The following is a 25554-nucleotide window of genomic DNA, read 5'->3' as shown; positions in this document are numbered from 1 at the left end:
GCCCCGGGTACTCCCGGCCCTGTTCCGCCGGCCCCATGGACGGGATGCTCGTCGTGGAGAACCATCGATTCAGACTGCGAGGTGGACTGTGGGCGGTCCGAGGGGTACCCGGCTGCACCGGCTCGGCGCGGCGGTGGTGCTGCTGACGCCGTTGCTGGTGGCGGGCTCCGTGTCCGCCCCGCAGGGCGTCCAGCCGGCCGCAGCCGCGTCGAAGAAGGTGACCGACACCGGGCGGATCGTCTTCGCCGGTACGGGGCACCGCAGCCTCGGCCGGGTCACGTCGCAGACCGCCACCGAGGACCTGTTCGAGAGCGACGACCCGGCCCACTACGACCAGGACGCCTACGGGCGCGGTGACGCGCTCGTCTTCACCAGCCTCCGGGACGAGGCGCGCCCCCAGGTCTACCTGCGCCGCGCGGACGGCTCCGTACTGCGGCTGACCCGCGGCATGGACGCCGCGCACCCCGAGCTGTCCCCCGACGGGAAGACCGTCGTCTTCGACTCGCCCGGGAACGGCGGCCGCCGGGATCTGTGGTCGGTGCCCGCCGACGGGTCCGGGAAGACGCGGCAGCTGACGGACACCCCGGACGAGGAGACGTCCCCGACGCTCTCCCCCGACGGCACCCGCATCGCGTACGCGAGCGACGGCGGCCCGGAGCGGGGCACGCAGATCTACGCACGCGACCTGGACGGCGGCCCGGTGAAGTGCCTCAGCAACAGCGCTGAGGGCGACGCGGACGAACCCGAGTGGAACCCGGACGGCGACGACGAGGCCCACCGGTCGCGCGTCGTCTACACCGTCCACGTCACGCCCGCCTCCAAGGAGGACACCGGGCACCGGCTGCGGGTCACCGACGGGCCGGGGACGAGCCGCCCCGTGTTCGCCACCGGCCTCGGCTCCGACTGGGGCACCCGGTCGGCGGCCTGGCTCCCCGACGGAGAAGGGCTGTACTTCCTCAGCCCGAACACGGACTGCGGGTGCTCCGTCTACGACCACGTCTACGGGATCACCTCCCTCGACGGCCCCACCCCGACGAAGCTGCTCGACGACGACCGCGAGGTCGGGCCCCCGGCGGCGCTCGTGATCGCCGGCACACCGACCCCGGTGGTCCCCCGCAGGACCACCGAGGACCCCGCCCTCGTCACGCTCCAGGACATGCGGCAGGACGGCTCCGACCCCCGCGACCTCCGGCTCGACGTGCTGCGCGAGGACCCCGCGGCCCGGACCAACACCAGCGACGACCCGGCCGTCGACCCGCTGTTCCACCCGGCCGACGGCTACGACCCCTGGACCGAGCGGCAGACGTACACGCCCGACGGCCGGTACATCACCGTGACCCGCTTCCAGACGATCGACGGACAGCGGGTCCAGCGGATCTGGCGCACCGACACCGAGGGGAAGCACCCGGAGGTGGTCGAGCTGGCCGGGCGGGGCCCCCGGGACCGGGACACCGATCCCTCGTACTCGCCGGACGGCAAGCTGCTCGCCTTCACCCGGTCCACGCCCGGCGACAACGGCACCTGGAAGAGTCAGGTGCTCGTCGCGGACGTGAAATCGGGGCGCATCACCGGCAGGGTCGTCGCACCCGAGGGCGAGGTCAGCGGCGCCGACGCGCAGCCCGCCTGGTCGCCGGACGGCACCGTGCTGGCGTTCACCCGCGCCGAGGTCGTCCGGGGCCTCGGGGGCATCAAGCACGTCTGGACCGCTCCGGTGAAGGCGCTGAAGCGGCAGCAGGACCTCAGCCGCACCGGCGGCTGCCCCGGCGAGTGCAAGGTCATCGACGACAGCCCCGCGTTCTCGCCCGACGGCAGGTCCCTCGCCTTCAACCGCAAGGACCGCGCGGACCAGATCAACCAGCGCGCCAGCGTCGTCGTCGTCTCGCCGGACGGGAAGGACTGCCGCGTCGTCCTGCCGTCCGGCCGCGCCGACGCCCCCACGTGCACCTCGAAGATCCCGGACGTCGAGGCGACCGGCCCGTACCAGCCGCGTGACGTGGCCTGGTCGCCGGACGCCTCCCGGCTGGTGGTCAGCCACCGCCGCGGCCGGGCGCCCAACTCCCCCGAGCAGCTGTCCCAGCTCGACCTGGCCACCGGCACCCTGACCCCGCTCACCGCGAAGCTGCCCGGCCGCCAGAAGGAGCCCGCCTTCCAGCAGAAGGTGGACCTGGCCGTCACCGCGCCGCCCACCGCGCCCACCATGGAGACCGGCTCCCCGGTGTCCGTCGAGGTCACCGTCACCAACAACGGCCCGGCCCCCTCCCCCGCCACCACGCTGGTCGCCGACCTCCCGCCGGGCGTCCGCCTGGAAGGCATGTCCACCCCCAAGGGCCCGTGCGCCGGCGCTTCGCCGAGCTGTGCCCTCGGCCTGCTCGCGCCCGGCGCCGAGGTGCTGGTCACCGTGCGGCTCGTCGGCGTGACGAACGGGCCCTGGCAGCTGGGGTGGTCGGTCTCCGGCGCGGTCGTGGACCCGAACACCACGGACAACGCCACCGGCACCGCCGTACGAGTGCGCACCACGCCCGCCGTGCCCGGCCCGCCGCCGTCCGGTCCGGCCACACCGCCCAAGCTGCCGACCCCGGCCGCGCAGCCGCCCGCGCAGCCGCCGGCGCTGCCGCCCGCCCCGGAGGCCGGTCCCGGCGTCGTCGTCCGCGCGCAGCCCAGCCCCGGCTACGTCGGCGGCCGGGTCGTGGTGACGTACACCGTCCGCAACGGCGACAACGCCCTGGCCACCGGTCTGCGGCTGCGGCTCGGGCTGCCCTCCCGCGTCCCCGTGGCCACGCTCCCGGCGGGCTGCACCGGCGGGGTGTGCGCCCTGCCCGACCTGGCGCCGGGCGCCTCCTCGGTCCTGCGGGTGGTGCTCGCCCCGGACCACGCCCTGCGGACCCGGATCACCGGCACGCTGACGACCACCGGCACCGACGCGGACCGGGGCGACAACGTCTCGCGCATCCCGCTGCGCATCCTCCAGCCCCGGATCGTCTCGGTGCCGGAGATCGGCAAGCCCGGGTTCGTCACCTCGGTGCGCGGCAAGGACTTCCCGCCCGGCGTGCCCGTGAAGCTGGCCTGGAAGCCCGGGATCACGGCCGCCGCCGCGCCCACCCTGCCCGGCCGGGACGGCACGTTCACCGCCCAGCTGCTGATCCTGGTCAAGGACCGGACCGGGCCGCGCACGATCACCGCGTCCGGCCCCGGCTTCTCGCCGGTGAAGACGGACTTCCTCGTGGTGACGGGCAACCTGGTCCCGCCGGACGAGATGGGGCGCCGGTGATCCACGAGGTGGACGAGGCGCTGCGGCTGCTGCTGGTGGACGCGGGCCTGGAGGACAGCGGCGTGGACCTGGTCTTCGACGCCCCGACGAAGGACTGGTCCGCCCGCCGCAACGCGCCCACGGTGAGCGTCTTCCTGTACGGCATCCGCGAGGACGCGACGCGCCGCAGCAGCGGCACGTCCGAGGAGTACGACGCCGAGGGCGTGGTCACCGGCCGCCGCACACCCGCGCGCTGGTTCGAGCTGACGTACCTGGTGACGGCGTGGACCAACCGGCCCCAGGACGAACACCGGCTGCTCTCCGAGGTGTTGCGCAGCCTGATCCGCACCCGCGCGCTGCCCGCCCGGATGCTCACGGGCAGCCTCGCCGAGCTGGGTCTGACGGTCGAGATGGAGGCCGCCTCGGCCGGCTCGGGCGACCGGCCGTCCACGGTGGACGTCTGGTCCGCGCTGGGCGGCGAGCTGAAGGCCGCGATCGACGTACGCGTCTGGGCCCCGCTGTCCGGCGATGTGGAGCCGGCCGGCCCGCCCGTCACGGAGGGGCTGCTCGTCCGCACGGCCGCCGCTGTGGACGGCGGGGCGACGGAACCGGGCCGCCGGCTGCGGTACGGGGGCGGCGCGACGGACCCGGCGGGCGAGGGCTTCGCGGCCGAGCGCGAACGGCAGTTGCCGCCCGGACGGCGGAGGCGCGGGGGCGGGGCGGCCCGGTGACCACCGCACAGCGGCTCCCCGCCGCCGACACCGCTTTCGCCGAGCTCTGGGAACGGCTCGGGCACGTCGAGCGGCGCGTCCGGGTCGCCGTCGCGCTGCGGCACGAGGGCGATCCCACGCCGGACGACCCGTTCCGGGGGCAGTACCTGACGCCCGCCGCCGCCGAACGCGTCCTGGACTCGCGCGACGCGTTCCTGCCCGTGCCGGACCTCGGGCCCGACGCACCCCCCGAGCGCGGGCGGATCGCGGAGCTGGCCGAGCGGTTCGGGCTGACCGGGCCGGACGTCGACCTCCTGCTCGTCGCCATGGCGCCGGACGTCGACGCACGGTTCGAGCGGCTGTACGGGTATCTCCACGACGACCTGACCCGGCGCCGCGCCACGATCGGCCTGGCGCTCGAACTGTGCGGGCTGCCCGGCGCGGGCCCCGGCCGGTTCCGGTTCGCGCCATCCGCGCCGCTCGTCGCGGCCGGCCTGGTGGAGGTGCTGGAACCCGAACGCCCCCTGCTCTCACGGGTGCTGCGCGTCCCGGACCGGATCACCGCGCATCTGCTCGGCGACGACGAGGTGGACGCCCGGGTGCACGGCCTGGTCCGGGTGGCGGGCCCGGACGGGGAGCCGGACGGCGACCCGGTCACCGGGCGCGTCGCGTCGGCGGCCTCCACCGGGAGCGGGTTCGTGCATCTGCTGGACCGGGGCGGCGACCCGGCCCGGCTCGCCGTCGGGGCGCTCGCCGCATCCGGGCTGCGCCCGCTCGTCGTGGACGCGGCGGCCCTGGCGGCGGCGCCCGAACCGGAGCGGGCCGTCCGGACGCTGGCCACCGAGGCCCGGCTGAGCGGCGGCGGTCTCGTCCTCGGCCCGCTGGAGACGCTGGCGCCGGAACAGCCCAAGGGCGCCGCGCTCGTCGGTGCGCTGTGCGCGGCGGTCGGCGGCGGCTCACCGCTGCTCGTGTACGGGCGGAAGCACTGGGACCCGTTGTGGGCCGGGGAGAGCCCGGTGACGGTCCCCATCGCGCCGCCGGACCCGGCGGACGCGGTACGCCGGTGGCGGGGCGCGCTCACCCGGGCCGGTGCCGCCGCCGGGCTCGCCGCCGGAACGGAGGAGGCCGACGCCCTCCTCGCGGACGCCACCCGGGCGTACCGGCTGGACTCCGGCCAGATCCGCCGGGCCGCCGATGTGGCCGCCCGGCTGGCCGCGCAGCAGAACCGCCCGGTGGAGGCCGCCGACCTGCGGACCGCCGTCCGGGCGCAGAACGGCGCGGGGCTCGCCCGGCTGGCCCGGCGCATCGAGCCGGCCGTCGGCTGGGACGACCTCGTCCTCCCCCCGGCGACCCGCCGCCAGCTCTCCGACCTGGCCCTGCGCGCCCGCCACCGCGACCAGGTGCTGGGGCGGTGGCGGATGCGGCCGGGCGGGGGCCGGGGGCGGGGCATCGTGGCGCTGTTCGCCGGGGAGTCCGGGACGGGCAAGACCATGTCGGCCGAGGTCGTCGCGGCGGACCTGGGCATGGAGCTGTACGTGGTCGACCTGTCGTCCGTGGTCGACAAGTACGTCGGTGAGACCGAGAAGAACCTGGAACGGATCTTCGTGGAAGCGTCCGAGGTCAACGCGGTGCTCCTGTTCGACGAGGCGGACGCCGTCTTCGGGAAGCGCTCGCAGGTCAAGGACGCCCAGGACCGGCACGCGAACGTGGAGTCGGCGTACCTCCTCCAGCGCGTCGAGTCCTTCGACGGCATCGCCGTACTCACGACCAATCTGCGGGCCAACCTGGACGAGGCGTTCACCCGCCGCCTGGACGTGGTCGCCGACTTCCCCGTACCCGACGCGCAGCAACGCCTCGCCCTGTGGGAACGCTGCCTGGGTACGGAGATCCCGCGCGCCCCGGACCTGGACCTGCCGACGTGCGCGGAGCGGTTCGAGCTGACGGGCGGCTCGATCCGGGCGTGTGCGGTGACCGCCGCGTACCAGGCGGCGGAGTCGGGCCGCCCGCTGGACACGGAGCAGTTGGCCGGGGCCGTGCTCGCGGAGTACCGGAAGCTCGGACGGCTGGTCCTGGAGAGCGAGTTCGGCCCGTGGCTGGAGCGTACGAGGCGGCGCGGTTAGCGCTTGCCCGCCTCCGTATCATCAGGTGCATGACTGCCGAGCCCGCCCGTTCCGCCGCCCGTATGCGCGCATCCGACGCCGACCGCGAGGCGGTGGTGGAGCAGTTGCGGGAGGCCGCGGCGGAGGGCCGGATCGACATGGATGAGCTGGACGAACGGCTCCACCTGGCCCTCACCGCCAAGACCTACGGCGAACTCGCCCCGATCACCGATGACTTGGGCGGCACGGCCGTGCGGGGCACGGGCGAGCCGCTGGTCCTGCGCGGCGGCATCCACGGGGTGCAGCGCAAGGGCTCCTGGCAGGTCCCGCCGCGCGTCCTCGTGCACGGGGGCATCGGGGGCGCCCTGCTCGACTTCAGCGGGGCCGAGTGCCGGCTGCGCGAGGTCGAGGTGGAGGTGGAGGGTCAGATGGGCGGGGTCCGGATCGTGGTGCCGGACGGCTGGGGCGTGGACACGGACGCGCTGGAGCCGGCGCTCGGGGGCCTGAAGTCGAAGGTCACGGGCGAACGGACGCCGGGGGCGCCGCTGTTGCGGATCACCGGCTCCTGCGGCGTGGGCGGCGTCCGCATCCGCCGCCCGGGCCTGCGCGAACGCCGCAAGCAGCGCTGAACTCCCTCAGAGCGGACGGACGGTGAGGATCTGTTCCGCCCGGCCGACCGGCCCGTTGACGTCGTGCAGGACCGTGCTGGTGAGGCCCTGGCCGGTGGGGCCGAAGACGACCGTGGTGTCGAGGCCGGTCCAGCGGCCCTCGGGCTGGCGGTGCAGGTGGATCGTCAGGTCCACGTTGGGGAACATCCACTCCGTGGGCTTCTCGCGCACGGCGATGCCGTTGGCGGTGTCGACGAGCGCCACGTACGAGGCCAGCGGCCCCGCCGTCTCGCCCGCGACCAGGTCGAGCGGCGTGGAGAGCCAGGCGGCCGCGCGGCCCGGCAGCGGCGCGGCGAGCGGGCGGACGTCGAGGGACGCGACGTAGCCGCCGGGCCAGAGGTCGCCCATCGGCCAGGGGGCGAGCGCCTCGGGCGGGGTGAGCCGGTCCTCCTCGCCGTCGGCGACGGCGGTGGTGTCGACGGGGGCGAGCGACCAGGCCCTGGCCCGTACGACCGGGCGGCCCGCGATGAGGGCGACGGCCTCCACCAGCTCGATGGTGCGGCCGGGGCGGACCGTCTCCACCCGGATCTCGCACTCGTCCAGGGCGAGCCGGCCGAGGATGTCGAAGCTGATCCGGGACAGCAGCAGCCGCTCGCCGGGCCGCTTGGCGAGGTGCCGCTCGACGGCGTGGACGAGGAGCCCGCCGAACGGGCTGAAGTGCACCTCGTCCGTGCTCCACGCACCGCTCGCGTGCGCGGTCGGCTTGTAGCGGTCGGCGTCGATGCGCTCGTAGTAGCTGCCGGTGTTCAACGGATGCTTCCCTCAGGGCCGTACGGATCGGGCACCGACAGCCTGCCACCGGGGGCGTTCCGGACCGCGCGCGGGTACCGCACCTCCGCACCCGCGTTCGAGCGTGATCAATTCGCAATCGATTCCGGTCTTGACCGAGACCCATCAAGGAGTCGCGCGATTACGCTCCGAAGCATGTCCGACAGCGCGCCTCCCACCGGTAGCACCTCCCCGGCCCCCACCGACCTCACCGAGGACCGCCCCGTCTACGTCATCGGCGGCGGCCCGGGCGGACTGGCCGCGGCGGCCGCCCTGCGCGCGCGGGGTGTCCGGGCGGTCGTGCTGGAGAAGTCCGGGAGCGTCGGAGCGTCCTGGCGCGGCCACTACGACCGGCTGCACCTGCACACCACCCGGCGCTGGTCCGCGCTGCCCGGGCTGCCGATACCGAGGAGGTTCGGCCGCTGGGTCGCCCGGGACGACGTGGTGCGGTACCTGGAGAAGTACGCCGAGCACCACGGGCTGGAAGTGATCACCGGCGTCGAGGTCTCCCGGATCGACCGGGCGGCGGACGGCACCGGCTGGCGGCTGAGCGCGAGCGGGGGCCGCGAGCTGACCGGCCGCGCCGTCGTCGTCGCCACCGGCTTCAACCACACCCCGCGCCTGCCGGACTGGCCCGGCCGCGAGACGTTCACCGGGGACCTCCTGCACGCCTCGGACTACCGCTCCCCGGCCCCGTACACGGGCAAGGACGTCCTGGTCGTCGGCGTCGGCAACACGGGCGCGGAGATCGCCGTGGACCTCGTGGAGGGCGGCGCCTCACGCGTGCGGCTCGCGGTGCGCACCGTCCCGCACCTCGTGCGCCGCTCCACGGCGGGCTGGCCCGCGCAGGCGACCGGCATCCTGGTCCGCCGGCTGCCCGTCGCCCTGGTGGACCGGGCCGGCCGCCTGATGGCGCGCGCGGCCGTGCCGGACCTGTCTGAGCACGGGCTGCCCCGCCCCGACACGGGCCTGTACTCCCGCGTCAAGGAGGGCGCGATCCCGGTCCAGGACGTCGGATTGATCGACGCGGTGAAGCGCGGCCGGGTCGAACCCGTGGCGGCCGTCGAGTCCTTCGACCAGGACGCGGTGGTCCTCGCGGACGGCACCCGGGTCACCCCGGAGGCCGTGATCGCCGCGACCGGCTACCGCCGCGCCCTCGAACCGCTGGTCGGCCACCTCGGCGTGCTGGACGCCCGGGGCCGCCCGGTGGTCCACGGCCCCCGCACCCCCAAGCAGGCCCCCGGCCTCTACTTCACCGGCTTCACCAACCCCATCAGCGGCATGCTCCGCGAACTGGCCCGCGACGCGGAGAGGATCGCGAAGCGGGTCGCCCGGAGGGGGCGGCGCTGACCGGCCCCGCACGTCACGCCGCACCATGACTTTCGGCAGTGCCGCCGCCGCCCCGGCATGCGTACGGTCGCGGGGTGGAGAGAGCGATCGTCAGCGGCACGGTCCGGCGGGCCGCCGCGCCGGGAAACCTGCTGGCCGTGGCGGCGGCGGCCTGCGTCGCGCTGAGCGCGGTCAGCCCGTGGTGGGCGCTGCCCGCCGCCGTGACGGCGTTCCTCGCCGGGCGGGTGCCGGGCAGGACCGGGCCGACCCTGCTCCTGCTCGTCGCGGTCGTCGCGGGCGGGGTCGTGGCCGTCGCCCTCGTGCCGTCCTGGGTGCTGATGGCGGGGCGGTTCGTCGCGGTCGTCGCGGTGGCCGGGATGCTGCCGTGGTGTGCGGGGCGGTTCTGGTGGCAGTACCAGGAGCTCGTACGGGCGGGCTGGGAGCGGGCGCAGCGGCTGGAGCGGGAGCAGCTGCTCGTCGCGGAACAGGCCCGGGCGCGTGAACGGGCCCGGATCGCCCAGGACATGCACGACCTCATCGGCCACGACCTGAGCCTCATCGCCCTGTCGGCGGGCGCGCTCAAGCTGGCCCCCGGCCTGGACGGGGCGCACCGGGAGGCGGCCGGGGAGATCCGGGCCCGGGCGGCGGCCTCGGTCGAACGGCTCGGCGAGGTCATCGGCCTGCTCCGCGAGGACGGCGGCGGCCGGGCGGACGAGGAGCCGCCGGGCCCGCCCGGCACCGCCGTCCGCCGGCTGGTCGCGGAGGCCGCCGCCACCGGCCTCCCGGTCACCCTGCACACCGAGGGCGACCCGGCCGCGATGCCGCCGCAGACCGCGCGGGCCACCCACCGCGTCGTCCAGGAGGCCCTGACCAACGCCGCCAAACACGCCCCGGGCGCCCGGGTGGACGTCCGGCTGACCCACGCGGCCGGAACGACGACGGTCCGGGTCGAGAACGGCCCCGCCCCGGCCGGGCGGCAGGGCGGACCCGGCACCGGGCGGGGCCTGCCCGGCCTGGACGAGCGGGTGCGCCTGGCGGGCGGCACCTTCACCCACGGCCCGTACGAGGACGGCTTCGCGGTGACCGCGCACCTCCCGCACACCTCGCCCGCCCGCCTGCCGGCCGCCGTGCCCCGGACCGCGCCCGGGGCGCTGTCCCCGGAGCACCGGCACGCGCGCGGGCGCGCCCGGCGGGCCCTGGCCCTCGCCGTCGTCCTGCCGCTGGCGGCGTGGGCCGGGCTGAGCGCGGCGCTCCTGGGCTGGGACATCCACTCGGCCCGGCAGTCCGTCCTGGACCCCGGTGACTTCGCCCGGCTCCGGGTGGGCCAGGACCGGGCGTCGGTCGAGCGCGTGCTGCCCGCCCGCGAGACCACCCAGCGGCCGGTGGCCGGTGAGCCGCGCGGTCCGGGCGTCGACTGCGCGTACTACGCGATGACGGCGGACCGCTTCGACGACCGCTCCGGGGACGCCTACCGGCTGTGCTTCCGGGACGGCAGGCTGATGTCCAAGGAAGCGCTCACCCCGGGCGCGGGATGAGCATGACGGAGGGACCACCCATGATCCGCGTCCTGGTCGCCGACGACGAACCGATGATCCGGGCGGGTGTGCGGGCCGTCCTCACCACCGACCCGGGCATCGAGGTCGTCGCGGAGGCGCCCGACGGGCGCGAGGCGGTGGAGCAGGTGCGGCTCCACCGCCCGGACGTGGCCGTGCTCGACATCCGGATGCCCGGGACGGACGGCATCGAGGCGGCCGCCGGGATCCGGCGCGCCGTGCCGGGGACGGGCGTCGTGATGCTGACGACGTTCGGCGAGGACGACTACATCCTGCGGGCGCTCGGGGGCGGCGCCGCCGGCTTCCTGATCAAGTCCGGCGAACCGGAGGAGCTGATCGCCGGGGTCCGCGCGGTCGCGGACGGCGCCGCCTACCTCTCACCGAAGGTCGCGGCCCGGGTCGTCGCCCACCTCGCGGCGACCGGTGCCGGCGCGCTGTCCGGCCGCCGCACCGCCGCCCGGGAACGGGTCGGCGCGCTCACCCCCCGGGAACGCGATGTGCTGGTCCTCCTGGGCGCCGGGCTGTCCAACGCCCGGATCGCCCGCCGGCTCCACCTGGTCGAGGGCACGGTCAAGGCGCACGTCAGCTCGATCCTGGCCCGGCTCGGCGTGGAGAACCGGGCCGCGGCGGCGGTGGTCGCCCACGAGGCCGGCGTCGTCCCGCCTCCGGAACCGCGCCGCCGGCGCTGAGACCGCCGCTCCGGCCAGGGGCAGGAGGGCGAGCAGCAGGGCCGCGACGAACGCGCCGCCGAGGACCGCCCCGGCCAGCACGTCGTGCGGGTAGTGCGCGCCGACCAGCACCCGTGACGCCGCCGCCGTGGCGGCCACGGGGAGTGCGAGGGCGGCCAGGGGCGGCCGGAGCAGCGCCACGCCCACCGCGAGGCCGGCGGCGAGGGTGGCGTGGTTGCTGGGGAAGGACCAGTCGCCGGGCGCCGGGCACTCGGCGATCCCCGCCGCGCCGCGGAGCAGGACCCGGCAGGGGCGCTCCTCGTCCACGACGAGTTTCAGGGCCTCGCTGGCCGCGTACGCGAGAACGGTGCCCGCGCCGGTGAGCACCGCTCCGGCGACGGTGCGGTGGTCCCCCTTGCGCACGGCGCTCCAGCAGACCCAGGCCAGCAGCAGCCCGAGCGCCACGAGCGTCCCGTCGCAGACCGCCTCCAGCAACGACCCGGCCCAGGAGGGCGCGCCGTCCAGCGCGTCGGCCACGGACCGGTAGGCGTCCGCCGAGGCCCCGTCCGTCACCTCCACGGCCCGTTCCGTCCCCAGCCCGCCGGGCGCGAGGCCCACGACGGCGGCCCCTCCGGCCGTCAGGACGGCGCAGGCGAGCCAGGGCCGTGCGCTCGGGGTGCCGCGTGCGGTGTCTCGTCCGTTACGTCTCATGGGAGCCGAACCTACGAGCGGGGCCGGGCGGACGCCCGGGGCCAACGGCAGGCGGGACCCCTGACGAAGGTAGGGGCCGGATGCGATCGGTTCAGCGGGTGAGGACGTAGAAGCCCGGGGTGTCGAGGTCGCCGTACTCGCGGACCAGTTCCGGGCGCTCCGGCGTACCGCTGATCCGCCAGCCGGAGTCGCCGTACTCGTCGAAGTCGTCGAAGCCGCAGCGCTCGATGCTCACCTTCACACGCTGGTTCCAGGTAGTGGATGCGCCGGGTTCGTAACCCCAGGTGCCCGTGCCCGTGCAGCGGTACTGCGCGCGGCGGGCGTCCGCGTGGTCCTCGTATGCGGATTCATGGTCGGTCAGGCCCTCGGCGCGGGCCGTGCCGTCGGCGTCCAGCCGCAGCGTGCCCCCGTGGCCGTCGTCCCAGGCGCCCGCCAGCCCGGCCGCGTCGGCCTTCGGAGGTCGATACTCGGTGAGCAGCCCTGTCCCGAACGCCGTGGCGCCGATACCGAACACGACCGCCGCCGCCAGCGCCCCGCCGCCGAGCACGGGCAGCAGCAGCCGGCGCCCGTGCAGGACGGCGTACCGCGCCAGAAGGGCGGGCCCGGCGAGCAGCACTTCGCCGGACAGGCAGGTCAGGACCAGAGGTCCGGGCCGGGGGTGCAGAGCGACCGCGACGACGGCCGTGATCAGGACCGCCGGGACCGCGGCCACCGTCGGCACCCACCACCAGGCGTCCCTTCCGGTCAGCCGGGCACCGGCCCGGCGAGCCGCCCACACCAGGGGCAGCACGATCGCCAGGCTCCCCCACAGGGCGGCCGGGACCCCGAAGCACAGGGAGAACGGCAGCATGAGCAGGCCGCCTCCGGGCCCGTCCGGCGGCCTGTACGCCTCAACGGTGAGTTCCGCGAAGGCGTACACCTCGAAGGCGAGCATCGAGCCCACGTACAGCGCCGCCGCCCCCGCCACGATGGACCGCCCCGTCCACACGGACGGCGACCCGTCCGGCGCGTGGTCCGGCCGCCATGTCCCCCACGGCTTACTCGTGTCCCACGCGGTGTTCCCCGGCATAGAACCCCCTCCCCCGCGCATTCTGGCCCTACGCCACCAGCGCCGCCCCCTCGGGGCCCCGCACGCGCCGGATCACCAGGACCATCAGCGCCGCCACCGCGCACAGCGCCCCCGCCGCGTACCAGACGACGTCGTACGTGCCGAAGTGGTCGCGCGCCACCCCGCCGAGGAAGGCCACCAGCGCGGCGCCCACCTGGTGCGAGGCGAGGACCCAGCCGAAGACGATCGCGCTGTCCTCCCCGTACTGCTCCCGGCACAGGGCCAGGGTCGGCGGGACCGTGGCGACCCAGTCCAGGCCGTAGAAGACGATGAAGAAGACCATCGGCGGCTCCACGGTGGCCTGCATCAGGAGCGGCAGGAACAGCAGCGAGACGCCGCGCAGCGCGTAGTACACCGCCAGCAGCCGGCGCGCGTCGAAGCGGTCGGTGAGCCAGCCGGAGAAGACCGTGCCGATGATGTCGAAGATCCCGATGACCGCGAGGAGCGAGGCGGCGGCGGTGATCGGCATGTGGTGGTCGTGCGCCGAGGGCACGAAGTGCGTCCGGATCAGGCCGTTGGTGGAGGCGCCGCAGATCGCGAAGGACCCGGCCAGCAGCCAGAACGGGCCCGTGCGCGCCGCGTCGAACAGCACCCTGACCGCCCGGCCCGCCGCCCCCCGCGCGGGCGCCGGCTTCTCGGCGTACTCCCCGCCGTACGGGGCGAGCCCCACGTCGGCCGGGTGGTCGCGCATCAGGAGCCACACGAACGGGACGACGACCAGGGCGGCCAGCGCGACGGTGACCGACGCGGGGCGCCAGCCGTGCCGGTCCACGATCCACGCGCAGAGCGGCAGGAAGACCAACTGACCGGAGGCGCCTGCGGCGGTGAGGACACCGGTCACCAGGCCGCGCCGGGCCACGAACCAGCGGTTGGTGACCGTCGCGGAGAACGCCAGCGCCATCGAGCCCGTGCCGAGCCCCACGAGGAGGCCCCAGTAGAGCATCAGCTGCCAGGCGGCCGTCATCCACACGCTCGCCAGCGCCCCGGCCGCGACCATGCTCAGCGCCACGGCCACCACCCGGCGGATGCCGAACCGGTCCATCAGCGCGGCGGCGAACGGCGCGGTCAGCCCGTACAGCGCCATGTCGATCGAGACGGCGAGCCCGATCTGCCCGCGCGACCAGCCGAAGTCGTCCTGGAGGGGGTCGAAGAGGAGACCGGGCAGGGAGTTGAAGGCGGCCCCGCCGATGATCGTCACGAAGGTGACGGCGGCGACGATCCAGGCGCGGTGGATACGCCACCGCCCGGGCCTCCCGGGGGCGTTCGGCACGGGGACGACGGGAGCGGCGCTCTCGGTTGTCGGATTCACCCGCCCAGCATCCGGTCGCGGGCCCGCCCCTCACGAGTGGCCCGGGGGACACGGTTCGCAAGGATCGGGCCACCACCCCGGCACGCACCCTGCGCACACGCGTACGATCTGGCGCACGCCGCTCCGTCCAAGTCCCCGGGGGAACTTCATGCAGTGGGCCGAACGCCAGCGCTTCAACCACGGGTCGTCGCTGATGCAGGGGTGGGGCGCCCTGCTGCTGCTCGTCGCCTGCGCGCTGTGGGTCCGGGTCGGCTTCCTGATCTGGGACACGGAGGACACGCTGTACTGCTTCCGCGCCTCGTCGATCTGCGAGATGGACACCACCATGCCCGAGCAGCTGACCCTGCTCGGGATTTCTGCGCCGCTCTCGGTGGCCGGTACGGGGCTGCTCGTCGCCGGAAGCGTGCGCCGGCAGACCAGCGCACACGTCCTCCGCGTCATCGAGATGCAGCAGTCCGAGGAACGGGCGCGCAACAAGTAGCCCCCGCTCACCGCCGGTTCAGCCGATCCGTTCCAGGCGGCGGACCGGGCGGGCCGCCAGCAGCACGGCCACCGCCAGGATGTTGACCACCGCCCCGGCGAACAGCACCTCCGGGGCGCCCAGTCGACCGGCAAGCGGGCCGGCCAGGGCGCGGCCCGCCGCCACCATCAGGAGCGAGCCGGCGACGTCGTACGCGTGCAGCCGGTTCAGGGACTCGGGCGGTACGTGGGTCTGGACCGTGGTCGACCACATCACCAGCCAGAACGCGGAGGCCGCGCCCGCCACGAACTGCCCCGCGCCCAGGGCCGCCACGGAGAGGCCGAGACCCAGCACGACGAGGTTCACGCAGACGCCGGTCAGTGCGACGGCGCCCGCCGCGAGCGGGCGGCGGGGGCGCAGGCGCAGGGCGAGCAGGCCGCCGACGACACTGCCCGCGCCGTTCACCGCCATCAGCGCGCCGTACGTCCCCGAGCCGTGCGCCTCGGTGACGCGGACGGCGGTGAGCGGGAGCATCGGGCCGAGCACGGCGAAGCCGTACACCGTCCAGACGGCGATCACTCCCCAGAGCCAGCTGCGGGCCGTGAACTCACGCCAGCCGTCCACCAGTTCGGCGAGGAACGAGCCGCGCGGCGCCTCGTCCGAGGGGGCCGGGGCCAGCCGGAGCAGGAAGAGGCACGCCCCGGAGACCAGGAAGGTGGAGGCGTTGGCGGCGTAGACCGCGCCGGCGCTCGCCAGGCCGACGAGGACGCCCGCGAAGGCGGGGCCCGCCATGGTCATCAGCGCCTCGGAGACACGCAGCACGGCGTTGGCCCGCTGCACGTCCGGGGCGACGCGCGGCACGGTGGAGGCGACGCCCGGCTGGAACAGGGCCGCGCCGACGCCGGCCACCGAGCTGAGCGCGTACACCGCCCACAGCGGCGGGTTGCCGGTCGCGAAGGACACCGCGAGCACGGAGGCACCGGCCAGGCGCAGCGCGTCGGCGATGATCATCATGCGGCGCGGCGTGAACCGGTCCGCGAGGACGCCGCCGAAGAGGACGAACACGGCGAGCGGGCCCATCCAGCAGGCCAGCGCGTAGCCGACCGAGGAGGCGGGGCGGCCGGCGCCGAGCAGCCCCGCGGTGAGGGCGACGGGGATCATGCCGTCACCGAAGACGGCCGCGGTGCGGGCGACGAAGAACAGCCTGAAGTGACGGTTCCAGAGCTGCCTGCCGGGCTCCTCGCACAGGGACGGCAGGGGCGGGAGGGGCGGGAGGGGCGGGAGGGGGGACGGACCGCCGGGGGCGGCCTGGGGGTCCGCGGCGGGAATGCGCACGGAGTCTGCTGACTTTTCCTTCACACCGGAGACAAGTATCAGCTTATGGTCTATACCAGCTAGGGGCTTTTCGCCGGCCCCGGCCGGCCGAAGGGAGTCCGCTGTGCCGCACCGGGTCGTCGTCCTCGCCCTCGACGGGCTGCTCCCCTTCGAACTGGGCATCCCCCAGAGGATCTTCGGGCGCTCGCTCGGTTCCGAGCCGCTGAACCGGGGCCGGAAACTGTACGACGTCGTGACCTGCTCGGCCCGGCCGCCCGGCCCCGTCCGCACCGACGCGGACTTCACGATCATCGTGGAGCACGGCCCCGAGGCCCTCGCCACGGCGGACACGGTCGTCATCCCGGCCAGTTACGAGCTGGGCCCCGTCTACACCGAGGGCCGGCTGACCGACGAGCTGGCCGCCGCGTTCGCGCACATCCGGCCGGGCACCCGGATGGTGTCCATCTGCACCGGAAGCTACGTCCTGGCCGCGGCCGGGTATCTCGACGGGCGCCCCGCCACCACGCACTGGGCCTCCGCCGACCACTTCCAGCGGCTCTTCCCCGGCGTCCGGGTCGACCCGGACGTCCTGTTCATCGACGACGGGGACGTGCTGACCTCCGCCGGGGTCGCCGCCGGGATCGACCTCTGCCTGCACATGGTGCGGCGCGACCACGGGACCGCGGTCGCCAACGACGTCGCCCGGCGCACGGTCGTGCCGCCGCACCGGGACGGCGGTCAGGCGCAGTACATCCAGCGGCCCGTGCCGGACAACCGGTTCGCCACGACGACGACCGCGCGGGCCTGGGCGCTGGCCCGGCTGGAGCGGCCGATCCTGCTGCGGGACATGGCCCGGCAGGAGTCGATGAGCGTACGGACGTTCACCCGGCGGTTCCGCGAGGAGGTCGGTGTCAGCCCCGTGCAGTGGCTCACCCGGCAGCGCGTGGAGCTGGCGCGCCGGCTCCTGGAGTCCACGGACCTGTCCATCGACCAGGTCGCCCGGGACGCCGGCTTCGGCACCTCCACGTCACTGCGGCAGCACCTCCAGGCGGCGCTGGGCGTCTCGCCGACGGCGTACCGCCGCACGTTCCGCTCGACGGCGGGGAGGAGCGCCTGAGGCTAGGAGACCGCGGGCTCGGCGCCCGGGACGGCACCGTGCGCGCCGGGCTGGAGCTGGACCTGGATCAGCGGGACGCTGCGGTCCACCTCGCACCAGATCCGCTTGCCCGCGCCCTCCGGCTGCCAGCCCCAGCGGTCGGCGAGGCCGTCGACCAGCTCCAGGCCCCGGCCGCCGGTGTCCTCACCCCGCGCGTGGCGCTGCTGCGGGGGGCGACAGCTGGCGTCGGCCACCTCGACGCGCACGGTCCCGGCGCCGCCCGGGGTGCCCGCCGGGCCGAAGAGCATGCGCAGCACGGCCGGACAGCCGGTGTGCACGACCGCGTTGGTGACCAGCTCCGAGATGAGCAGGATGAGGGTCTCGGCCAGCGGCTCGTCGTCTCTCACGCCGGAACCGGCGAGCCGTGAGCGCGCCCATCTGCGGGCCCGTCCGACCTCCGCGGGGTCGGGCCCGACCTCCAACTGAACCTGAAGCACCTGCACCGCTCACACCATCCGAACCGGCGGACACATCGCCTCGCGCCTCCACAGGGTCACGGAACGTGATTCCCTTGCACGACAGCATGGTTGACGTACAGTCACCGCAACAAGCGCTTCGGGCATATTCCAGCGCGAAGGAGTACCCGTGGTGCATACTGTGCGACGCACATTGCGGGGAGTCGAACAGCACCTCGTGCAGACCCGACGCGCCGCACAGGCCGCGTCCGGACCGACAGGTTCCAGAACCACTCGCATCCCACGGAGGGTACCCGAGCCGGGCGCCGACTCCACGCCGTGACGAATCACGCAAAGGACACAAGCCGGCCCGGGTGGCAGAAGGTCGCGCTGCGTCACGCCCAGGGGCGGAGCGCCCCTGGGCCACCGGACAGGCGCTAGTCGGGTTCGATCACCGTGACGTACACCGCCAGCGCGGCCACCGCGTCCTCCTCGACGACGCCGCCGTCCCGGTCCGTGTCCAGGCTCTGCGCGGCGAACGCCGCCGCTTCCGGGCTCGCGCCGAGGACCTTCAGGGCCCGCTCCACGGCCGGTACCGGCGCTCTGCCGTCGCCGGTCGGCCCCGCCGCCACCGCGAGCGCCGCGCGCAGGAACGGGCGGGCGATCTCCGCGAACCGCTCCGGGTTGTCGCGCAGCCGCTTCACCGCGCCGCCCACGAACTCCTCACGGGTGACGCGCTGGTCCCCGTCCACATCGGCGATGCCCGCCATGCCCTGCCAGAACGCCTCGGCGCCGTTGTAGAGCGCCTGGCCCTTGTCGCAGCGGGCCGTCGTACCGAACTCGGTGAGCAGACGGGCCGCGGCGGCGTTGAAATCCGCGCGATCGATGTATCCGTTGCCGTCCTGGTCGAAGGCGGCGAAGCGGAAGGCGATCTTGCGCTCATACTCTGCGCTGTCCATGCGGGGAGCGTACGACGCCCGCAGGCGTCACGTGTCACGTACCCGGCTCAACCGTGTGACAGCTCCGCGCGAGCCGGTGCGGCGGCGACGCGTTCAGGCCGTCAGCGGCTCGGCCTCCTCGTCCACGGCCGCGTCCCAGTCCGGGTACACCTCGAACAAGCGGCGCACGCCGAGGGCGGCGAGCACGCGGTTGACGTGGGAGCCCTCCACCGCGCCCCGGGCGGGCAGGATCAGGCGCAGGCGGCCGCCGCAGGACCGCATCAGGCGGCGCAGGGCGATGAGCACCCCGACGCCGCTGGAATCGCAGAACTGGACACCGGACAGGTCCAGCACCACGTCGTGGCGGCCCACGGCCACCACCTCGTGGACGGACTGGCGGACGGTGGCCGAAGTGAGCAGGTCCAGTTCGCCGCCTATGTGCAGCACGGTCCATCCGCCCCGCTCGGTCTCCGAGACTTTCAGGGTCACGCGACTGGGCCTCTCGTTCCGGGGATTCCGGGGCAGCCCGGCGATCCGGAAGTTTTGGTTCCTCCCCTGGCGGCTGCCCCCGCACGTCCCTCGCGAAACACGCGTCTCGCAAAGACGGCGTGTTCTGTGGGTGTCTTGCCGATCAGGGCCGGATCAGGCCGCACCGGACGTCGCTGACGCGGTCATGATGGGCAGGACACCCCCGGGGACGTACTTGTTGTAAAGGGGCGTGCTCCCCCGGGACGGCCGACTACATTCGGACAGGACGAGTGGGACAGGGACGCACAGGTCCGACGGCGGAGGGCTGGGGGGCAGATGGCCGAAAACGCACCACCCCGCTGGGACCGCAGGATGCAGCAGCGGCTGTCGCGCGGCGAGGCCGCCGCCCTCGGCGAGATGTACGACCGGTTCGCCGCCCTCGTCCACAGCCAGGCCAACCGGATGCTGGACGACGAGGACGCCGCCGACGCGGTCACGCGCGAGGTCTTCGGCTACGTCTGGGAGAACCCGGACATGTACGACCCGAAGCAGGGCTCCATGCGGGCCTGGCTGGCCTTCCTCACGCACCGCGAGTCCGTGCGGCGGCTGCGCGACGCGGCGGACGGCGAGGACCACGGGGATCCCGGCGGTCCGGACGCCCTGGACGAGCGGGTGCGCCGGGCCACCGCGGCGGCCCGGGCCGACTACATCGTCTCCTCCATGCCCGCACCGCTGCGGGCCGCCCTGGAGCTGGCGTACGTCCAGCGCCGCGACTACCGGCAGACCGCGGCGGACCTCGGCGTCACCGAGGACGAGGCGCGGCGGCGGCTGCGCCTCGGGCTCCAGCTGCTGGCCACCGCGCGGACCCGGCCGGCGGAGGGCGCCCCGCCGCCCGGATACGGGAGGGCGCTGTGAGCGGCGGCGCGGGCGGCGACCGGGACGAGGAGGGCCGCGACGAGGTGCGCGGCGCCCGGCGCATACCGGGTCCCAGGGCCGCTGCGGACGACTTCGGCGACCTGGGCCGCGCGGCGCCGCCGGTGCCTCCGGTGCCCGCGGCGCCGCCGGTGCCCGCCCCGGTCCTCCCCCACCGCGTGCTTCAGGCCCTCCTGGGCGCCTGGGCGCTGGCCGCGTGCTCCGCCGAGGAGACCGCGGCCGTCGAGGCGCACCTCACCGCGTGCGCGCCCTGTGCCGGCGAGGCGCAGCGGTTGCGGGACGCGGTCGGGCTGCTGCACACCGACCGGAGCCTGGATCTCGATCCGCTGCTGCGGGCCCGGGTGCTGGAGGGCTGCCTGAGCCGGCGGCCCGCGAAGATCCCGGTGCCCGGCTGGGCCGCCCCGTACGACGCCGAGACGGCGCGGCTCGACGCGCTGCTGCGGGACATCGACGCCGCCGAGTGGCACGCCCCGGTGCGGCTGCAGTGGTTCGAGGACGAGCGGCAGGCGGGCCGCCGCACCACCGTCGCCGGGGTGATCGGGCACCTGATGAGCGTGGACGGCCTGGTGGGCGCCTCCCTCGGGCTCGACGACCCGCTTCCCGGCGCCCCGCTCACCCCGACCGCGCGCACCGAGGCGTACTGGTCGTCCGACCGGCGCCCGCCCACCCGCGCGGTCCGTGAGCCGTGGCGCGAGCAGAGCCACACGCTGATCAGGACCGTGTCGTTCGCGCGGCCCGGGGCCTCGGAGCTGTCCGTGCCGTACGGGGACTTCACGCTGCCGTTGCAGGACGCGATGCTCGACCGGGCCTTCGAGTGCTGGGTGCACGCGTGGGACATCGCGAAGGCGGTGGACTACCCGTACGAGCCGCCGTCCGCCGGACATCTGCACCGGATGATCGACCTCGCGGTCCGGATGCTGCCGGGGGCGCTGGCCGCACGGCGCCGGGCGGGGCTGGCCGGCCCGGCCAGGGGCCTGGTGCCGGCCGGGGCCCCGGGGCGCTCGCTGCACCTGGAGATCGAGGGCTCGGGCGGCGGCGACTGGTACGTCGCGCTGGACTCCCCCGCCGCCCTCGGGTCCGCCGAGCACACGGTGGCGCAGGTCGCGCTGGACGGGGTGGAGTTCTGCCGGCTGGTGGCGGGGCACGTGCCGCCCGTGGAGGCGGCGGCCGGGCAGCGCGGGGACCGCGAGGCGATCGGCGACGTACTGTCCGCCGCCGCCTCGCTCAGCCGGCTGTAGAAGCCCCGCTCAGTCGAAGACGACCGTGCGGCGGCCGTTGAGCAGGATGCGGTGTTCCGCGTGCCACTTCACCGCGCGGGCCAAGGCCTGGCACTCCACGTCCCGGCCGATGGCGACGAGCTGGTCGGGGGTGACGCCGTGGCCGACGCGCTCGACCTCCTGCTCGATGATCGGGCCCTCGTCCAGGTCGGCGGTGACGTAGTGGGCGGTGGCCCCGATGAGCTTCACGCCGCGCGCGTGCGCCTGGTGGTAGGGCTTGGCGCCCTTGAAGCTCGGCAGGAAGGAGTGGTGGATGTTGATGATCCGGCCGCTGAGCCGCTTGCACAGGTCGTCCGAGAGGACCTGCATGTAGCGGGCCAGGACGACCAGCTCCACGTCCTCCTCGCGGACCAGGTCCAGCAGCTCCGCCTCGGCCTGCGGCTTGTTGTCGCGGGTCACCGGGATGTGCCGGAAGGGCACGTCGTACGAGGCGACGAGCTCGGCGAAGTCCGGGTGGTTGGAGACGACGGCGGCGATCTCGACCGGCAGGGCGCCGGTCCGGGACCGGAAGAGCAGGTCGTTGAGGCAGTGGCCGAACTTGCTGACCATGAGCACGATCCGCATCCGCTCCGAGGCGCGGTGGATCTGCCACTCCATGGCGAAGGAGTCACCGATCGCGGCGAAACTGGCCCGCAGCTTGTCGACGGTGACCGGGGTGCCCGCCGAGAAGTGGACGCGCATGAAGAACAGGCCGGTGTCGTGGTCCCCGAACTGCTGGCTGTCCTCGATGTTGCAGCCGGTCATGAAGAGGTAGCTCGACACGGCGTGCACGATGCCCTGTTTGTCGGGGCAGGACAGCGTGAGGACGTACTGATCGGGTGCGGGCTGCGGCTCGGTCATCCCCGTAGCGTGCCACAACGGCGCGGCTTCAGGCGGACCTGGTCAGAATGCGGAGGACGTCCAGGGAGCGCGGCGGGGCGTCGGGGTCCTCGCCGTCGTTGGCGGAGAGCAGCACATGCGCCTCGCGGGCGGCCGTGACGGCCTCCGGCCAGCCCGGGTGCTCCAGGTAGACGGAGACGTGGGCGTCCGCTCCGACCTGGTGCAGGATGCGCAGGACCCGGAGTACGGCGGCGTCCACGAGGGCGGCCTCGGTGGCGTCCCGGAAGATCGTGCCGACGTACTTCTCGGCGGACCAGTTGTCGAGCCAGGTGTCCTCGACCAGGCGGTAGACGGCGTCGGTGACGTCGCCGTACCCCTCCCGGCCGGCCAGCCAGCAGTCGCGGTGGAAGACGGGGTCGGAGAGCATGTGCAGCGCCGAGCGCACGTTGCTGCGCCAGCGCCACCACGGAAGGTCGTTGAGCGGCATGCCGCCCATGGTGGAGGAGCGACGGCCGCGACGGGAAGAGTTCTCGGAACCTTGCTGCACGGTTGTCGATCGTACGTTCCCTTTTCGGCGCCGATGACCGGCCCCTGGCGTTCACGGTGACGTCACCGGCCGTTGACGCCTCCACACCACGGCGTTACCCGGGGCGGGGAAAGGTCTCGGTCCATGACCGGACGGCGACGCCCCCATCCCTCCCGCTCCTTGCGACTGCTCACCGGTGCGGTGACGGCAGGGGCCCTGTTGCTGTCCGGCTGCGGCGCGCTCCCTGGGGGTTCGGGGGACTCCAGGGAGCCCGTCACCGTCGTGACCTGGGCGCCGAGCGGCGTCTCGGGACCGGACGCCGAGAACATGGCGGGGATGACCGCCATGGCGCAGGCGTACGGGCGCTGGATCAACGCGCGGGGCGGGATCGACGGGCACGAGCTGCGCGTCGTCACCTGCGACGAACAGGACGCCTGGACCGGAGCGGGGGACTGCGCCCGCAAGGCCGTCGAGGAGAAGGCGGTCGCGGTCGTCGGCTCGTACAGCCGGCACGGGCGGGCCTACATGGCCCCGCTGGAGGTCGCCGGCATCCCGTACATCGGCGGTTACGGCGCCTCCGAGGAGGAGTTCCGCAGCTATGCGTCCTACCCGGTGACCGGGGGCCAGTCCGCGCTGCTCGCCGGCACCGCCCAGCAGCTGTCGCGCGACTGCGACCGGGTCTCGCTGGTCCGCCCGGACACCCTGGCCGGCGACAGCCAGGCGTGGCTGCTGCGCACCGGCCTCAAGGGCGCCGGTCGGCCCCTGCCGCTCGACATACCGGCCGCCGAGGGCGCCACCTCGTACGACGCGGAGGCGAAACGCGCGCTCTCCGGGGCGGGCGCGGCGGGCGGGTGTGTGACGTCCGTGCTGGGCGACCGCACGGAGACCTTCTTCGACTCGTTCCGGCGGCTGGAACCGGAGGGCGCCGCCGTGCGCGTGGCCTCCGTGCTCGGCAGTGTGGGGCAGCCGCTCATCGACCGCACCGGCGGCCGGAACAGCCCGTTCGAAGGGGCGTACGTCACCGGCTGGTACCCGCCCCCCGGAGACGCCCGGTGGGACCCGATGCGGAAGGTGATCCGCGAGTACGCCTTCGGCGACAACCGGATCGACCCGGACGACACCGGCGTGCAGACCACGTGGATCGCGTACACCGCGCTGGCGTCGGTCATCGCGTCGATGCACGAGTCCGGGATCACCGCGTCGAAGCTCACCAGGGCCCTCGGCCGGGGCGTCCGCGCCGACACCGGGGGCCTCACACCCGCGCTGCGCTGGCGCTACGAGGACATGATCGGCTCGCGGTCGTACCCGCGCGTCGTCAACAGCAAGGTGACGTTCCAGGTGGTGCGCGACGGGCGGCTCGTCGCGGCGCGGAAGGACTTCGTGGACGTCACGGAGACCATGGCCGAGGCCAGCGCGACCCGCTGAACCGGCGCGGGCGCGCCGGGCCGGTCCAGCGGGCCCGGGAGGTCAGAGCGCGGTCGCCTGGCGCTTGGTCAGGCCGTACTTCTCCGCGATCTTGTTCCACAGCCCGGACGCCTCCTGCTTCGCCCTGCTGGCCTCGCCGCTCTTCACGGTGGCCTGCTTGGTGTGCGAGGTCGTCTTCGCGTGCCCGTGCTTGCAGACCTTCTTGCTCTTGGCCTGCGCCGCCCAGGCGGCGTAGTGGTCGTCGGCGGACGCGGACGCCTGCCACGCCGTGGTGAGCGCGGACGTCAGCCGGTCGTGGTCCGGCAGCTTGTCCACGGACAGCGCCTGGAGCCGCGTGACCAGGTCGCGGCGTTCCTTCGCGGCGCCCTTGAGGTCGGAGACGGCCGTGTCCAGGTCGGTGCAGGTCTTGGTCTTCTCGACCGCCCCGATCACCGCGGCGCGGCTGTTGTTGCTGTCCGCGAGGAGCTTGTCCAACGCCTCGGCCTGCGGCTTCGCCGGGTCGGCGGCGGGCTGCTCCTTCTCGCCGGACGGCTCACCGGCGGCCGGTGAACTCGCGGACGCCACAGGCTGCTTGGCGTCCTTGTCGTCGTCGCCGCCGCTCATCAGCGCGCCGGCGCCGAGACCGATCACCGCGCAGCCGACGACGACGGCCGCGATCAGCGGCACCGCGCCGGACTTCTTGCGCCGCCCGCCGTCGCCCTCGCCCTGCCCCGGCCCGTCCTGGGGGCCGCTGTACGGAGGCGGCTGCTGGAAGCCCTGCTGCGGCGGCGGGCCCGCCTGGTACGGCTGCTGCGGCGGACCCTGCCGGTACGGGGGCTGCTGCTGGGCCGGGTCGAACCGGGGCATCTGCTGCGTCGCGCCCTCGGGCTCGTCGCTGCGGAAGAGGTTGTCGAACTCGGCGGGCGGCTGCCGCTCGCCGGGCGCCCCGGGCCGGATGCCGTACGGGGCGCCGCCGGGCACCGGCGGGATGTACTGGGTCGCCTCGGCGTCCCCGCCGCCCTGCGGGGCCCGCGCGGCGCGGCCCAGGATCTGCGTGGACTCCGCGGGGTTCTCCGGCGGCAGCCCGCCGGGCGCGGGGCCGCCAGGGACCGGCGCGATGTACTGCGTGGCGTCGGCGTCCCCGCCCGGAGCCGCCCCGGGCCCGGCCTCGGGCGGCAGCGGCTGCGCGTACGGCTGGGGCCGGGCGGGCGGCTGCTGTGCGGGCGGAAGGGGCGCGGTGCCCTGGTCCGGGCCGTACGGGCCGCTCTGGTTCCGGCCGTACGCGTCCTGCCCGTACCCGCCGGGCTGCTGTCCGTACGGCCCCTGCTGCTGCGGGTCCGCCTGGTACGGCTGCTGCGGCTGCTGCCCGTACGCGTCCTGCCCGCCGTCCTGCGGGCCCCACGTCTGCCCCCACGGCCGGCCGCCGGCCGGAGGCGCCTGGTCCGCCGATCTTCCCGGCGTCCAGGGCTCGCCGCCGTCCGAGGGCAGCACGACACCCTCGTGCGCGGGTCGTACAGCAGGGGGCTGCTGCTCGTCGCCCTGTCCGCTCTGTGTCACCGGGACTCCTACGTGCGTGTCAACTAGGTAATCGTCGACTCACGCTATCGGGTGGCAGCCGCGATGCGCCAAGTGCCCGCCGTCCGCAGCCGACCTGTGACACGGGGTGTAACGCCGCGCCCCCTTGAGACGCAGCT

22 protein-coding genes and 1 pseudogene are annotated in these 25554 nt (G+C 74.8%); 12 read left to right on the top strand and 11 right to left on the bottom strand.

Going from position 1 to position 25554, the window contains the following annotated elements; genetic code table 11:
* Positions 1-88 precede the first annotated feature (88 nt).
* Genes ACLQ2N_RS23660 through ACLQ2N_RS23645 form a run of 4 tightly spaced genes read left to right on the top strand, consistent with a single transcriptional unit; the run spans position 89 to position 6685 of the window.
* Positions 89-3268, top strand: coding sequence for a hypothetical protein (locus tag ACLQ2N_RS23660; protein WP_425816141.1), 3180 nt, complete (start codon positions 89-91; stop codon positions 3266-3268).
* The gene (locus ACLQ2N_RS23655; RefSeq protein WP_425816140.1) at positions 3265-3978 is read left to right on the top strand and encodes a DUF4255 domain-containing protein; all 714 of its coding nucleotides are present in this window, start codon (positions 3265-3267) and stop codon (positions 3976-3978) included. Before ACLQ2N_RS23660 ends, ACLQ2N_RS23655 begins: the two co-directional genes overlap by 4 nt.
* Positions 3975-6077: an AAA family ATPase gene (locus tag ACLQ2N_RS23650; protein ID WP_425816139.1), complete on the top strand. Its 2103-nt coding sequence runs from the start codon at positions 3975-3977 to the stop codon at positions 6075-6077. The genes ACLQ2N_RS23655 and ACLQ2N_RS23650 overlap by 4 nt, the downstream gene beginning before the upstream one ends.
* A gap of 29 nt (positions 6078-6106) precedes the next feature.
* Complete coding sequence (locus tag ACLQ2N_RS23645) at positions 6107-6685, top strand: DUF1707 SHOCT-like domain-containing protein (RefSeq protein WP_425816138.1); 579 nt, start codon at positions 6107-6109, stop codon at positions 6683-6685.
* Between the two features lie 6 nt (positions 6686-6691).
* Here ACLQ2N_RS23645 and ACLQ2N_RS23640 read toward each other — a convergent pair whose 3' ends face one another.
* Positions 6692-7474: a thioesterase family protein gene (locus tag ACLQ2N_RS23640; protein WP_425816137.1), complete on the bottom strand. Its 783-nt coding sequence runs from the start codon at positions 7472-7474 to the stop codon at positions 6692-6694.
* 174 nt (positions 7475-7648) lie between these two features.
* Here ACLQ2N_RS23640 and ACLQ2N_RS23635 point away from each other — a divergent pair, with 174 nt between their 5' ends.
* The 3 genes from ACLQ2N_RS23635 (at position 7649) to ACLQ2N_RS23625 (ending at position 11063) form a co-directional block, all read left to right on the top strand.
* The gene (locus tag ACLQ2N_RS23635; RefSeq protein WP_425816136.1) at positions 7649-8842 is read left to right on the top strand and encodes a flavin-containing monooxygenase; all 1194 of its coding nucleotides are present in this window, start codon (positions 7649-7651) and stop codon (positions 8840-8842) included.
* A gap of 74 nt (positions 8843-8916) precedes the next feature.
* Positions 8917-10356 carry a sensor histidine kinase gene (locus ACLQ2N_RS23630; RefSeq protein ID WP_425816135.1) on the top strand — a complete coding sequence of 480 codons (1440 nt, stop codon included), beginning with the start codon at positions 8917-8919 and terminating at the stop codon, positions 10354-10356.
* A gap of 20 nt (positions 10357-10376) precedes the next feature.
* A complete protein-coding gene (locus tag ACLQ2N_RS23625) occupies positions 10377-11063 on the top strand; it encodes a response regulator (RefSeq protein WP_425816281.1) in 687 nt (228 codons plus the stop codon).
* Here the strand turns inward: ACLQ2N_RS23625 and ACLQ2N_RS23620 are convergent.
* From ACLQ2N_RS23620 to ACLQ2N_RS23610, 3 genes and pseudogenes are all read right to left on the bottom strand, one after another.
* Positions 11034-11753 (bottom strand): annotated as a pseudogene (locus ACLQ2N_RS23620) (phosphatase PAP2 family protein); the annotation flags it as partial. The gene ACLQ2N_RS23625 and the pseudogene ACLQ2N_RS23620 overlap by 30 nt on opposite strands.
* A 91-nt stretch (positions 11754-11844) precedes the next feature.
* Complete coding sequence (locus tag ACLQ2N_RS23615) at positions 11845-12822, bottom strand: hypothetical protein (protein WP_425816134.1); 978 nt, start codon at positions 12820-12822, stop codon at positions 11845-11847.
* Positions 12823-12850: 28 nt separating this feature from the next.
* Positions 12851-14170 (bottom strand): MFS transporter, encoded by a 1320-nt coding sequence (locus ACLQ2N_RS23610; protein WP_425816133.1) that lies wholly within the window; start codon positions 14168-14170, stop codon positions 12851-12853.
* A gap of 148 nt (positions 14171-14318) precedes the next feature.
* On the opposite strand from ACLQ2N_RS23610, the gene ACLQ2N_RS23605 reads away from it, so the two are divergent.
* On the top strand, positions 14319-14651 hold the full coding sequence (locus ACLQ2N_RS23605; RefSeq protein ID WP_425816132.1) for a hypothetical protein: 333 nt from the start codon (positions 14319-14321) through the stop codon (positions 14649-14651).
* 18 nt (positions 14652-14669) lie between these two features.
* On the opposite strand, the gene ACLQ2N_RS23600 is transcribed toward ACLQ2N_RS23605, so the two are convergent.
* Complete coding sequence (locus tag ACLQ2N_RS23600; RefSeq protein ID WP_425816131.1) at positions 14670-15965, bottom strand: MFS transporter; 1296 nt, start codon at positions 15963-15965, stop codon at positions 14670-14672.
* A gap of 103 nt (positions 15966-16068) precedes the next feature.
* On the opposite strand from ACLQ2N_RS23600, the gene ACLQ2N_RS23595 reads away from it, so the two are divergent.
* On the top strand, positions 16069-17061 hold the full coding sequence (locus tag ACLQ2N_RS23595) for a GlxA family transcriptional regulator (RefSeq protein WP_425816130.1): 993 nt from the start codon (positions 16069-16071) through the stop codon (positions 17059-17061).
* A gap of 2 nt (positions 17062-17063) precedes the next feature.
* On the opposite strand, the gene ACLQ2N_RS23590 is transcribed toward ACLQ2N_RS23595, so the two are convergent.
* From ACLQ2N_RS23590 to ACLQ2N_RS23580, 3 genes are all read right to left on the bottom strand, one after another.
* The gene (locus ACLQ2N_RS23590; protein WP_425816129.1) at positions 17064-17543 is read right to left on the bottom strand and encodes an ATP-binding protein; all 480 of its coding nucleotides are present in this window, start codon (positions 17541-17543) and stop codon (positions 17064-17066) included.
* A 389-nt stretch (positions 17544-17932) separates the two neighbouring features.
* Positions 17933-18454, bottom strand: coding sequence for an EF-hand domain-containing protein (locus ACLQ2N_RS23585; protein ID WP_425816128.1), 522 nt, complete (start codon positions 18452-18454; stop codon positions 17933-17935).
* Positions 18455-18547: 93 nt separating this feature from the next.
* Positions 18548-18922: an STAS domain-containing protein gene (locus tag ACLQ2N_RS23580; RefSeq protein WP_425816127.1), complete on the bottom strand. Its 375-nt coding sequence runs from the start codon at positions 18920-18922 to the stop codon at positions 18548-18550.
* A gap of 315 nt (positions 18923-19237) precedes the next feature.
* Here ACLQ2N_RS23580 and ACLQ2N_RS23575 point away from each other — a divergent pair, with 315 nt between their 5' ends.
* Positions 19238-19816, top strand: a complete 579-nt coding sequence (locus ACLQ2N_RS23575; protein WP_425816126.1) for an RNA polymerase sigma factor — start codon at positions 19238-19240, stop codon at positions 19814-19816.
* Positions 19813-21072, top strand: coding sequence for a maleylpyruvate isomerase N-terminal domain-containing protein (locus ACLQ2N_RS23570; RefSeq protein ID WP_425816125.1), 1260 nt, complete (start codon positions 19813-19815; stop codon positions 21070-21072). Before ACLQ2N_RS23575 ends, ACLQ2N_RS23570 begins: the two co-directional genes overlap by 4 nt.
* Positions 21073-21081: 9 nt before the next feature.
* Here the strand turns inward: ACLQ2N_RS23570 and purU are convergent, their stop codons facing one another.
* Together purU and ACLQ2N_RS23560 are read right to left on the bottom strand one after the other, a co-directional pair.
* On the bottom strand, positions 21082-21951 hold the full coding sequence (purU, locus tag ACLQ2N_RS23565; RefSeq protein ID WP_425816124.1) for a formyltetrahydrofolate deformylase: 870 nt from the start codon (positions 21949-21951) through the stop codon (positions 21082-21084).
* 28 nt (positions 21952-21979) lie between these two features.
* Positions 21980-22426, bottom strand: coding sequence for an SCO4402 family protein (locus ACLQ2N_RS23560; protein WP_425816280.1), 447 nt, complete (start codon positions 22424-22426; stop codon positions 21980-21982).
* 174 nt (positions 22427-22600) lie between these two features.
* Here ACLQ2N_RS23560 and ACLQ2N_RS23555 point away from each other — a divergent pair, with 174 nt between their 5' ends.
* Positions 22601-23881, top strand: a complete 1281-nt coding sequence (locus tag ACLQ2N_RS23555) for an ABC transporter substrate-binding protein (RefSeq protein WP_425816123.1) — start codon at positions 22601-22603, stop codon at positions 23879-23881.
* Positions 23882-23923: 42 nt separating this feature from the next.
* Here the strand turns inward: ACLQ2N_RS23555 and ACLQ2N_RS23550 are convergent, their stop codons facing one another.
* On the bottom strand, positions 23924-25351 hold the full coding sequence (locus ACLQ2N_RS23550) for a hypothetical protein (protein WP_425816279.1): 1428 nt from the start codon (positions 25349-25351) through the stop codon (positions 23924-23926).
* Positions 25352-25554: the final 203 nt, after the last annotated feature.

Origin of the sequence: Streptomyces sp. DT224 (genome assembly GCF_049844595.1) — a bacterium.
In the GTDB taxonomy this organism is placed as follows: domain Bacteria; phylum Actinomycetota; class Actinomycetes; order Streptomycetales; family Streptomycetaceae; genus Streptomyces.
This window is presented reverse-complemented; position numbering and strand designations above follow the sequence as displayed.

Excerpts from the sequence above, each read along its gene's own strand:
- ACLQ2N_RS23645 (WP_425816138.1), top strand. The coding sequence starts at position 6,107 with ATGACTGCCGAGCCCGCCCGTTCCGCCGCCCGTATGCGCGCATCCGAC.
- ACLQ2N_RS23635 (WP_425816136.1), top strand. The coding sequence starts at position 7,649 with ATGTCCGACAGCGCGCCTCCCACCGGTAGCACCTCCCCGGCCCCCACC.
- ACLQ2N_RS23625 (WP_425816281.1), top strand. The coding sequence starts at position 10,377 with ATGATCCGCGTCCTGGTCGCCGACGACGAACCGATGATCCGGGCGGGT.
- ACLQ2N_RS23615 (WP_425816134.1), bottom strand. The coding sequence starts at position 12,822 with ATGCCGGGGAACACCGCGTGGGACACGAGTAAGCCGTGGGGGACATGG.
- ACLQ2N_RS23605 (WP_425816132.1), top strand. The coding sequence starts at position 14,319 with ATGCAGTGGGCCGAACGCCAGCGCTTCAACCACGGGTCGTCGCTGATG.
- ACLQ2N_RS23585 (WP_425816128.1), bottom strand. The coding sequence starts at position 18,454 with ATGGACAGCGCAGAGTATGAGCGCAAGATCGCCTTCCGCTTCGCCGCC.
- ACLQ2N_RS23575 (WP_425816126.1), top strand. The coding sequence starts at position 19,238 with ATGGCCGAAAACGCACCACCCCGCTGGGACCGCAGGATGCAGCAGCGG.
- purU (WP_425816124.1), bottom strand. The coding sequence starts at position 21,951 with ATGACCGAGCCGCAGCCCGCACCCGATCAGTACGTCCTCACGCTGTCC.
- ACLQ2N_RS23560 (WP_425816280.1), bottom strand. The coding sequence starts at position 22,426 with ATGGGCGGCATGCCGCTCAACGACCTTCCGTGGTGGCGCTGGCGCAGC.
- ACLQ2N_RS23555 (WP_425816123.1), top strand. The coding sequence starts at position 22,601 with ATGACCGGACGGCGACGCCCCCATCCCTCCCGCTCCTTGCGACTGCTC.